Source organism: Streptomyces niveiscabiei (assembly GCF_001419795.1).
GTDB classification, from domain to species: Bacteria; Actinomycetota; Actinomycetes; order Streptomycetales; family Streptomycetaceae; genus Streptomyces; species Streptomyces niveiscabiei.
The window spans coordinates 1-1,834 of sequence record NZ_LIRL01001445.1; the positions used below are offsets into that span (position 1 = coordinate 1).

2 protein-coding genes are annotated in these 1,834 nt (G+C 73.0%); both read left to right on the top strand.

Annotated features, from left to right (window positions below; genetic code table 11):
- The first annotated feature begins 276 nt into the window (after positions 1-276).
- On the top strand, positions 277-1,038 hold the full coding sequence (locus AOK24_RS44830) for a VOC family protein (protein WP_055725524.1): 762 nt from the start codon (positions 277-279) through the stop codon (positions 1,036-1,038).
- A 329-nt stretch (positions 1,039-1,367) separates the two neighbouring features.
- The coding region (locus AOK24_RS44835) for a DUF5134 domain-containing protein (RefSeq protein WP_055725525.1) at positions 1,368-1,834 on the top strand (467 nt) is incomplete at its 3' end.

Sequence of the window (1,834 nt, forward strand, 5' to 3'; positions counted from 1 at the left end):
GGCTTAGCGTGCAGGGAGGGGCTCTTTCCGGGGTCCCTGTCCGGCGGGCATGCTCCGAGGCACTCCCAGGACGCGTGTTCCGGGACCGCTCCCGGCCTTCGGCTTCGGGCTCGGGCTCGGGCTTCGGCTTCGGCTTCGGCTTCAAGGGGCTCGTTCTGGGGGGCGGTTCCGGGAAGGTCCGTGCTCCGTGGGGCGGGCCTCAAGGGGCGCCGCCTCCGAGGCGCCGGTCCCGGAGGACTCCCGTGCCGGCCTCGGGGTGTTTTAGGGAGGTACGTCATGAAGCTCGACGCGCCCGTGCCCGGCGGGCCCTGCTGGACCGAGCTGGGGACCAGCGACCTGGACGCGGCGAAACGGTTCTACGGCGGGCTGTTCGGCTGGCGGACGGAGACGGACCCCCGGCAGGAGGCCGGCGGCTACACGATGGCGTACCTCGGCGAGGACGCAGTCGCCGCGCTGACGCCCCTGTACCAGCCCGGTCAGCCGGTCGCCTGGAACGTGTCGTTCGCCGTGTCCGACGCGGACGTCAGCACCCGGCTGCTCGTCGAGGCGGGCGGCACGGTGCTGGTCGGCCCGATGGACGTGTTCGACATCGGCCGTTTCGCCGTGGCAGCGGACCCGGGCGGCGCGGTCTTCCAGCTCTGGCAGGGCAAGACTTTCCCGGGCGCCGGAGTCTTCAACTCTCCCGGCGCCCTCGGCTGGGTCGAGCTCCTCACCCGCGACACCTCACGCGCCGAGTCCTTCTACACCACCGTCTTCGGCTGGACGATCAGCTCCTCCGCCCGCTACCCCCAACTCGGCGTAGGCGGCGAGGACTTCGGCGGCATGCTCACCATGGACGACCGCTTTCCGCCCGAGGTCCCCCCGCACTGGCTCCCCTACTTCGCGGTGACCGACGTGGACAACACGGCGTCCACCGCCGGACGTTCGGGCGGTACGACCCTGATGGCCCCGATGACGGTCCCCGAAGGCCCCCGCATCGCCGTCCTCCGCGACCCGCAGGGCGGGGTGTTCGGCGTCTACCGGAGCACGGCGGGCTGACGTCCCGTCAAACACGCTGCGTCACCGTCACGTTGTCCGACTCCGGCGACGGACAGGCCGACCCTGCGGATCGGGGCCGGGGTGCCGGCGAGTGGTCCGGCACGCGGGTGCGGCGCGTCGGGAACCCCCTTCACGCCCCCTCGTGCACTTCTGCGCTCGCGTGCGCGCCGCCCGCCCCGGGCATCGCTCACTTCGTACGGAACGCTCAGGGCATGACGGCTCTGGGCGGAACGCCAGGAACGGGAGGCCCGGCCTGCGGGCACCCGGCATGCGAACACCCGGCACGGATTCACTCACGAACGCACAGGACACGGCACGGGGAGGTGCACGTGCACGGACCGGCTTCGCTCGGCTGGCCGCTGGTGGCGTTGTGCGCGGCGACGGGGGCGTACTGCCTGCTGCGGATGCGCAGCGCGGACAAGGGGCAGCGCGGGGCCGCGGGCGGCGAGGCGGTGATGGGGTTCGGGATGGCCGCGATGGCGGTACCGGCGGGGGTGTTCACGCCGCCGGGGTGGGCGTGGCCGGTGTACCTGGCGGTGTTCGGGGTGGCGGCGGTGCGCTCGCTGTGGGCGGTGCGCGGGAGTGGGCTGGTCGGACACCACGCGCATCACCTCGTGGGCGCGCTGGCGATGGTCTACATGGCCGCCGTGATGGCCGCGACGCCGTCGCACGTGCATGCGCACGGGAGTTCAGGCGTGCCGCTGCTCACGGGCGTACTGCTCCTGTACTTCGCGGCGTACGTCCTGACGTCCGGCGCGAGACTCGTACCCGTGGGGGCGGGGACCGGTGGGGGCGG